Raw genomic sequence first — 10,514 nt, forward strand, 5'->3', positions numbered from 1 at the left:
ACTCGTATCTACACGTTCAAATTTTTACTTGAATTATTCTCAGACATTTTCCAGTGTTAAAATTTCATTACTTTCAAAAGGAACTTTTAACTTTCTAAGCAATACCCGTCCAACATCCTGAAGATTTTCCTCTTTCATAAGCTGTAGCAACGAAATTTCACATCCCAACTGATTACTGATCGCAATCTGCAGTTCCACTCCAATCAAAGAATCAATTCCGAGCTCGGTTAACCGAGTGTTTCCATCAATTGTATCTGCTGGCAATTGCAACGTTTTTTCCAAAATATGAATTAAATTCTCGATGACAAAAGGTAAACGCCCCTCTAAAGGCAAGGTATTTAACTGTTTCATAACTTCAGTCTGTTCACCTGTTGAAACCCCTAATGCGGTCAAAGGCTGAAAACGACCATAAGTTCGCGTAACAGGAAACGCGCTGAACCATTTTGACCAATCAATATCAAGGACGGCCAAAAAGGGTTTGTGAAGTTTCCATAATAATGGCATTACATCGAGTGCCTTTTTGACAGGTAGAGGATTCACTCCAAAATTCTGAAATGTTTTGACAACATGACTATCCTTTTTCAGCATATTGCCACCATCAATAGCGCCCCACTCAATAGATAGAGCAGGCAAACCAATCCTTTGACGATATTGCGCCAAAGCATCCAGAAAGGCATTTGCGGAAATATAGGCTGCCTGACCGATATTGCCAAACAAATGAGTCGCAGATGAAAATAAAACAAAATGATCCAACGCAATATCCCTGGTCAGCTCATGCAGATACCAGGCACCCTGCGCCTTGGGTAACATAACTTTTGCAACCCGTTCCCTATCAAGATTTTCAACCACTCCATCATCAATAATTGCAGCACAATGAAATATTCCCTTTAGGGGATATGACAACTGTTGCACTTTTCCAATTGTTTGTTGTAGGGCATGAAGATCCGTGAGGTCGCACTGCATTTGATACAAACTGATTTCATTCTCTTGTAAGATGCTTAGAATTTTCTGAATTGATGAATCATTTTTCTTAAGTGAGCGCCCTATCAAGACAAGATGTTTGGCTCCTTTTTCAGCCAGCCATTGCACCAATTCAAGCCCCATACCGCCATAAGCGCCTGTCACCAGATAAAGCGCATTGGCTTCAATCGAGGCAACTTCTTTTTGAAGAGGATTAACCATTACATCTTTTGTATCGGTAAAATTGATTACAATTTTACCGATATGCTGGGCAGAAGCTAATGTTCTGAACGCTTCAACCGCTTTGGCAGCAGGATAGACCTTACAGGGTGGCAGAATAATTTTGTCATTCATTATATCCCGCACAATTTTTGTCACAATATCCAGAACTTTTTCTGGACAAACAGCTCCCATCCGATCCAAATCCATAGAAAAGAAATTAATATTTTTATTGAATGCCTTCATTGGCATCCAACGTTCTTCGGCAATATCTTTCTTTCCCACCTCACAAAAACTGCCGAATGGGGCAAGCAGTTCCAAACTGTGATGTAATGCTTCTCCTGATAGGGAATTCAGGATAACGTCCACTCCCCTTCCACAAGTTACCTGTTTAACCCCATCGACAAATTCAAGATTACGCGAATTCCAAACCTGTTCACATCCCAAATCCCGCAAATACTGACGTTTTTTCTCATTTCCAGCCGTTGCAAAAATTCTGGCTCCCCGCATTTTTGCAATTTGAATTGCTGCCAGTCCCAAACCTCCTGCCGCAGCATGAATAAGAACTATTTGACCCTGTTGTAAATTCGCCAAATTGATCAGTGTATGATAAGCTGTAGAGAACACTATGGGCACAGTAGCCGCTTCTGCATCAGGGATTTTATGTTGATCATATTCCTTGATTTTATCAATTTCATCAGAGGTCAACTGATATCGTTTTGATTCCCTTAACAAGGAATGCGTGGAATAATGGACCGCGTAAATATCCTTCAATGCCAGGGTAACATGTGAAGTTAAACATCCCTTAAACGTAATGACAAGGCGATCTCCAACATAAAAGCCAGCCTCCTCCGCCCCTTTACCAACGGCGACAACCTTTGCAGAGGCTTCCATTCCCAGTCCATCACCGTGAAATGTATCCTTCATGACAGAACGCGGTAACAGGCCCATAACTTTCAATACATCTTTAAAATTCAAAGAAGCATCAATAATTTCAAGTTCTACATGACCTGGAGGCGGTGGTTGACGCACAAATGCATCATAACGGATTTTATCCAAAATACCCGGAAAACCAGAAACAAGCCGAAATCCAATTTTTTGAGAATCAAATTGTTCATAGGGAACACATCGCACTTCCTCACGTCTTGTCATTGGTGTTAGACGGGATAGGTAGCGATCCTGACCACGCAAGACAACATCATCCTCCATCTCCTCATCCAGGATTTCGGCTGCAAGGATAGCTGAATCTGTCTTAAGATCCGCATCAATATCAATCAATTTTAATTTCAGTTCAGGACGTTCAAAGGAAAAAGCCCTCGCAAATCCTCTTAATGATGATTGATCCAAATTAATTGATTTATTATTTTCATGAATTTGTTCTGATCCATTAGTAATTATCACGAAACGAAAATTCTCTGAAATTTTCTTTTCTTCAATTACCGGTAATCCATGTGACAGCACCAGAGCTTCTTGTACCAGAGACAATCCAATTCTATCTTCAAATTCGTTGTTTCTGGTATAAAAATAAACAACCGCACGACATTGATGAATATTAACAAAAGAAAAAAAATCCTGATAATCTTTTACCTGACCTTCCCGAATATGAAATAGATCTTCAGTCTCTTTTCCAAACTGCTGACCAATCTTTCCAACAAAAACGGTTATCCCCTGCATCTCAAGTTCTTTTTTCAGGAGTTCCAAAAATTGATCACTATCTGTCAATATCGCAATCTTGGCAATTTCTCCTAGAAGAGATAAAGGTTTTGATTTTTGCCATTCACGATGATAAAGCAATCCCATCTGTCTGGCTTCTTTCTGCTTTTGACTGGCTATTTCTTTAACAGTCAACCCCTTGATAGAAGCAATCAATTCTCCCTTTTCAGTATAAAGATCAATATCACCAGTGAATAAGTCTTCATCTCTTACCGGATTATTGGCATAAGCATATAACTTGCCCTCATGTCGACCATAATACATAACCCGCTCAATAGCGACAGGAAGGAAAGTGGTATCTTTTACTTGTTGTTTTGCACACAAAATTCCAAACAGTTGAAAAGCCCCATCCAACAAGGTTGGATGAATACAATAATCCTTGATACTATTCTGTTCAGTATCAGCAATTTCAAGATAGGCCAATACGGCATCAGAATTATGATATAATCTCTTAATTGTTTGGAAAGTCCGGCCATATTCCAGTCCATGCTCACGTAATTTCTGGTAAAAGAACTCAATCTGAATATCTTCAGACATTTTCTCTTTTAATATCTGGAGATCAATTACCTTATCTTCCGACCATGGCATAGTACGTCGCAGAGCAACCGTTGCATATAATTCCCATTCATGCGAATCATTTTTGACTCGCCCAAAAGCAAGTAATCGCCCTGTTAAATCATCAAGGCACCAAGTCATATACGGATAAAAATGCTGGTCAATAATCATTGCCTTTTTTAATTGCAGATCCCCGATAATGGCAGGCTCCTGCATTTCTTTAGGTGCATCAATTGCCAGTTGAGCATGAGCTGCCAACGCGGCCTCAACATACGCCGCCCCAGGCAAGACAATCATCCCTTCAACCTTATGGTCGGGCAACCATGGCATAAAATTGATATTCATCTCGGACAACCAGCCCCGTGATGCGGCCCAATCAACATTGCCTAGAACTGGATTTACGCGTTCCGCCAACCGTGTCGCTTTAGAATGTTTACTCTCAAAAAGGTAACTTTCTCGTGCCCAACGATAAAAAGGTAAATCGACCCGTTTTCCACCCGTGATTTTTCCCCAGTCAAGATCAAGACCTATTGCGGAAAGATTGGCAAGCGTTTTTATAATGGCTTTTTCTTCAGGTTCAGAACGGTGCAAACTATAAGTAACAGCAATCGAACTGTTTAATGTTGCAGCGCATTCTTTGATAGAAGAAGATAAAACTGGATGAGGACCTATTTCCAAAAATAGATTGTGTCCATCATGAATAAGAGAGGATACCGCCTCGGCAAACAAAACTGTTTGACGTAAATTACGATACCAATAATTCTCATCATGAAAGAAGGTGTCATCACAAATACGCCCCGTAACCGTCGAATACAAGGGGATTACAGGCATTTGTGGACAAATATCTTGCACTGATGCCTCAAATTCTTCCCGAATCTGATCCATGATGGGATTATGATAGGCAAGTTCCACCCTAAGAAAACGATTGAATTCTGAATGCCTATCAAGTTCAAGTGCAATTTTTTCTAGATTTTCTTTTGATCCAGATAGAGTAAAAGAACGCGTACTGTTAATCGCGGCGACCGTAACATCTCCGGCATATTTTTCGATTAAATTGACCGCCGATGAAGGTGGCAGACCGACGGCCAGCATTGCCCCCTGATCAGAAAATTTTTGTTGTAATCGACTACGATGGTAAATGACGGTAACGGCATCCTTCAAACTTAAAGCACCTGAAATATAGGCGGCAGCAATTTCACCAACACTGTGTCCTACAATCGCAGATGGTTCAATTCCATAAATTTTCAGGGCTGTCGCTATACAAACTTGAATTACAAAAATGGCGGGTTGAGCCACCGCCGTTTCATGAATACGAGATTCAGTTTCCATTTTCTGCATCTCTTCAAGAATTGACCAACCTGACAATTTCTTAAAATAAGAATCACATTTCCCAGCGATTGTTATACATTCAGCAGGCCCCCTCGATAAGAGCCACTTTCCCATTCCCCACCATTGTGGACCCATGCCAGAAAAAACAAAAACAGGCCTGCTTTGTGTTTTAACCTGCTGATTACCAATTATTACATCCGAATTTACCTTATCCTGTATAAAATCCTGAAGGTTTTGAATAAATTCATCTTTGTTTTTTGCAACAACAACCAGATGTTTCTGAAAAAATGAACGATGCTTTCCCACTGAATAACAGATATCCGCAAGGGATATATCGGTTCCCTGCTCGAAATACTCACAATAACTTTGTGCCATCAATTTTAAAGACGGCAATTGTTTCGTTGATAACGATAAAATATACCGATTTGAAGGTAAACAAGTAGTTTTGCTACAGATACCTGATGATTGTTCATTTTGACGAGGAGCTCGTAAAATAACATTTGCGTTTGATCCACCATAACCAAAGGAATTAACCGCAACATATAAATCATCTGACAAGGATTTTAATGAAACAACTTTATCCTGAATCAGGCGTAAATTCATCTCAGCAAAAGGGATATTAGGATTTGGCTCTTTTAAATTTGCCTGTGGTGGCACGGCTCTATGCTTGACACACAAACAAGCCTTAATCAATCCGGCCACACCTGCCGCCGCTTCTAAATGCCCGATATTTGCCTTTACAGATCCTATGATAACAGGTTGTCCGTTCGGCCGGCTTTTGCCAATTGTATTGGAGATTGCCTGAGCTTCTAAAGGATCTCCCACAGGTGTCCCTGTTCCATGCGCCTCAACATAAACGATATCTCCCAATTGTACATTGGCCTGTTGAGCAACTTGATGAATTAGTTTTTCCTGTGCACGCGCATTTGGAACGGTTAATCCTTCATTATGTCCATCCTGGTTAATTCCAACCCCGCTAATGACTGCATGAATTTTATCTCCATCACGCACAGCATCTTTCAGCCGTTTAAGAACAATAATACCACAACCCTCTCCCCTGCCATATCCGTCAGCAGAAGCATCAAAGCTTTTACTTTTTCCATCTTCGGCCATGAAATTGGCCTTGGCGACAATAGCACCGGATTGATCCGTGATCATCAAATTAACGCCGCCGGCCAAGGCCATATCACTATCGCCATTTCTCAGACTTTGACACGCCAGATGAATTGCGGTTAAAGAAGATGAGCAGGCTGTATCAAGAACAAGCGAGGGACCACAAAAATCAAAAAAATAAGAAAGTCTGGCAGAAAGCATAGTAATCGGCAAAGTTGTAGGAAGAAAATTTCTTTCTATTTCCCCTTCTTTCGCTTCGCTAACAGAGTGTTTCGTTAACCAGTCCGTCGCAAAGACACCTATAAATACGCCCACTTTTTGTCCAGCATAGGATGATGGAACAAGACCCCCCTCTTCTAGCGCCTCCCACGCGACTTCAAGTAATATTCTTTGTTGTGGATCACATTGTACAGCCTCTTTAGGAGACATACCAAAAAACAAGGGATCAAATTCAACTATAGGCTGTGTCAGAAAACTGGCATTTAGAAAAAAGCTTTTGGCAATAACTGAATTATCCTGATCATAGGCCGTCCGCCAGTTCCAACGATCAGGCAAAATACGGCTAACCGTTTCTTTTTTCTGACAAATAGCCTCCCAAAAACTTGAAAGATTGAAAATATCTCCTGGGAATCTACAGCCTATACCAACGATTGCAATTTCTTCGTTACTATATTTGTTTATTAGTCTTCCCATAAAATAACACTTTCTTTTTTCTATAATTATTTATTATATTTTCTCATTAATAAAATATTCTATCTCGAATTTTTATTAAATGGTTTCAATATATTGCATTGCCAGCTTTTCTAGATGATTGCGCAACACATGTCCCTCTTCATCCCTCGGAATGGAATTAACCCATAAGACACTTACATCGGGCAGGTTATAAAATTCTTTTTCCAATATCCTGGCAATTTGATCAATATCAAAATTATCTCCGCGAACAATAGCTAACCAGGGTTGCTGAATTCCATCGTTATCAGGCATGGAAAACAGAGCCGCATCTTTTATACCTTCTATACTGCAAATGACTGCGTCAATTTTATTGGCGTAAAATTTATCACCTCCAAAATTGTAAAGTTCATCTACACGACCAATCAGCCTTAAAAGACCTTCCTCATTCAATATTCCTAAATCGCCGGGATAGAACCAACCATTTTTAAACTGTTTATGAGTATCCTGAACATTTTGGAAAAATTTCTGTACGATATTTGGACTTTTAATTCGGATATTACCTATCTCACCATATGTTAGTGGATGGTCTTGATCATCAACAACCTGCACATCAATCCATGGCATGATCCACCCCGCTGTGTCATCATGGTTGATTTGATCAATATTGATCGAAGCGATAACCCCTGCCTCACTTGTCGCATAGGTAACATTCAGATTTTTTGTCAGACGTTGCTGAACAAAATGACGTAAACCATTAGGAAAATTACCAGCAACGACAATTAATCTTAAATGATCCTGTCTGGGTATATCTTCTGGCAAATTTTCTGCAATCAATTGAAGCTGTGCAGGCGAAATAACCATCAAATCAGGTGACAACATGGCAATAGCGGCAAAATACTGCTCGCGATCAGCCATAATAATTGTCCCGCCGATTGACCAGATGCTTAGATAGCATAAAAATCCATGAAAACTGCCAAAAGCTAATGTGGGTAGCAATGTTGGATATCTCGGAATTTCCGACATAAGAGACCAGCTGATTTTTTCCTGGGTGATCATCCTTATAACAGATGATTCAATCATTGAGGCTGTATAATCAATTCTATGCCGCATGAAAGACGTTCCAGCCGCAATTGAAACACGTACAATACGATCCGGTTCATAGAGCGTATAAATGGGATCAGGTTTGAAACGCTTCATGGCCTGATCATACCAATTCAAATCAAGCACGTGTATTTTAGCTGCCGTATCAATATCAAAAAGCGTATCGCTAATAATTGCATCAGGCTGCAATATGGCAATCTCCTTTTCAGCAATCTCGCTATTACTGGACACTGACGCTGAAGCGACACCAATTCGGCTTAGCGCCATTAAAAGCATCCAGTGAATATGTACTTGCTTATAATTAACAGCCACAATTTCGGAACTGTTATCAATAACGTCCAATAAAGCATGTGCAAGCCGATTTATGTCTCTATTCATTGCCGCAAAAGTAATTGAGCCTTCGAATGAACGGATAGCAATTTTATCCGGTGCAACTTTTGCAACATAATCTATGAAGCGATCAAACACGTCTGTTTTTCCCTTAAATAAAAGCTTCCCTTTTAGCTATAATAAAAGGAAAGCTCTATTAACCCTATTTAACTGGATAATCAACAAATTGCTTTATGCCAGTTTCATCATTTCATTGATATCATCTTCAACAAAATAAGAAGCTGTATCTGTCAGCTCAACCCGGATCAATTTTTTCCCAGTGCCAAATCTTGTTATCTCAATTGGCAATTGCGCCAATCCCATTGTCCAACGATCTGTTCTATCGGGCTCAATGCTATGCCAACCTGAAAGTTCCGAAATATCAGTCGGGAACATGATCAGGGTTCTATTAGAAATCACGCTAATTTTCGAAACCAAAACACCTAGTGTCCGTCTATCATCTATAAAGGGTCCAATAACATCTGAAGGTAAAGATGTTTTTGAATTCATGGCTACAACATAAGTACCATCAGGAATAAAGAAACTGTAAATATTATCCTTGAAATGAACAGGTTTAATCTTTTTCCCCTTATCAGTAATAAGGCATAAATCAGGATTACGGGTTATCGCTCTTTTTATGACAGGTTTATACCCCAGCTGAGTTGCCCTGCGATCCAAACGATTCCAAATCGGTTCAACCTTGCTTCTGGAAACAGTCAATGGTGCAGCTGCGTCATTTTCCCAGCTTTTATGACCTGCATGTTCATTAAACTCCAGACCGAAATTAACAATATCGTTATCAAATAGATACTTATCATCTGTATTTAAATAAGATTCAGTCATCAGATTTTCTGATAGCAAAATCGAGTGTTGTTCTGTTTCAACATGATAAATCTGGAATTTGTCCCGGGATTTATCAATAACAATCGAACGGCCATTAACCAACATACGGACAGGAATCAAGCCACCATCAATATACACGGTATGTTCAGGGGTTAAATATAAATCACGATGCGGTTTATTCAGACCAAATGCGTGTGCTTTGATACAAACTGGATACAAATCGTTTCTATTTTTACCTTGATCCACGGAAATATCCGTTTTACCAATCCAAACAATTTTACGGTTTATCCTTCCATTATTACAAATAGCCACAACCTCATCACCAACGGAAAGAGATTCAACCGGTTTTTCACCTTTAGATGTAAGAATGTTTGTTCCCAATAGAAAGCATTTTGTTATATCAAAATAGGAATTACCATCAGAACCCCGAACAATATTTACATTAGGCAATGCCTGATTGCTGTCCCCTGCATCATAACGAAAAGAGGCAATAGTTTTGGATGTTTTTCCATCATTGTGAATAATGGATAAAATACCGTCCTTATAACATGTATAAAAAGTGTTAACATCCGATGACCCAGTATCATTTTCAAATAACAGATGATCATCGAGTTTAAAATTCTTGATCACCAAATGACCATCGACATCTTCAATGCTACCATGATATTCGTAAACGCCATTGGCTTCATTATTAAAATCAGCAATCAAATCATTTGAAGAACTTGACCTTGTTATTTGTTGACCATTAACGATAACACGGGCACCATTATGAATAATGATTGTCGGCATATCTGTACCAACATTGGTGGCATTGATTGAACGGATATTCAAAACTGCATCATTATCCAATTCTATAACACCCGGATTTACACCGTCCATTGTTAGAGAACCAATATCAACTTCAGAATTTTGTGCGATTTTTATCCGACCATTACCGCTCAATATTACATTGGATAAAGAAACAACATTGGACTCTGCACTGTTATAATTCAGATTTGCGACACCACCATTACTCATGTCCAGGTTATGAACAGTGACATACGTCCCATCCAGATTAATGGATGCATTCTTGTTCAACATCACTGTATCTAAGATAAGATTGTTTGCCAAACCAGTAGAAAAGTTAACCATACCCGTTAAATTCACGTCACCAAAATTACCGGTAGCACCATCCGCGACAGCAAATGTTTTGGCTAGACTTGATGAATTCGATAGATTCCATCCTTTCACATCATAGATATCATTCAAGCCCAAAGTGAAATTGTTCGCATTCAAATCAGCAGCAACCGTTCCGGCCGTAAAAGCAACATTATTATTTAGTATAAAATTATTACCGGTACCTGATAACGTGACATTGCCAAAGGTCAGATTACTCATATTACCTGTATTGAACGCGATATTTCCCGTTAAATTCACGTCACCAAAATTACCGGTAGCACCATCCGCGACAGCAAATGTTTTGGCTAGACTTGATGAATTCGATAGATTCCATCCTTTCACATCATAGATATCATTCAAGCCCAAAGTGAAATTGTTCGCATTCAAATCAGCAGTAACCGTTCCGGCCGTAAAAGCAACATTATTATTTAGTATAAAATTATTACCGGTACCTGATAACGTGACATTGCCAAAGGTCAGAT

At 39.5% G+C, this 10,514-nt stretch carries 3 protein-coding genes; all 3 read right to left on the reverse strand.

Going from position 1 to position 10,514, the window contains the following annotated elements; genetic code table 11:
• Positions 1-39 precede the first annotated feature (39 nt).
• Positions 40-6,582, reverse strand: coding sequence for a type I polyketide synthase (locus H3R33_RS08495; protein ID WP_198185431.1), 6,543 nt, complete (start codon positions 6,580-6,582; stop codon positions 40-42).
• A gap of 75 nt (positions 6,583-6,657) precedes the next feature.
• Complete coding sequence (locus tag H3R33_RS09095) at positions 6,658-8,130, reverse strand: class I adenylate-forming enzyme family protein (protein WP_198185432.1); 1,473 nt, start codon at positions 8,128-8,130, stop codon at positions 6,658-6,660.
• 93 nt (positions 8,131-8,223) lie between these two features.
• Positions 8,224-10,514: Hint domain-containing protein (locus H3R33_RS08505; RefSeq protein WP_198198902.1), on the reverse strand; the 2,291-nt coding region annotated here is incomplete at its 5' end.

It is taken from the genome of Commensalibacter sp. B14384M2 (genome assembly GCF_016101865.1).
GTDB classification, from domain to species: Bacteria; Pseudomonadota; Alphaproteobacteria; order Acetobacterales; family Acetobacteraceae; genus Commensalibacter; species Commensalibacter melissae.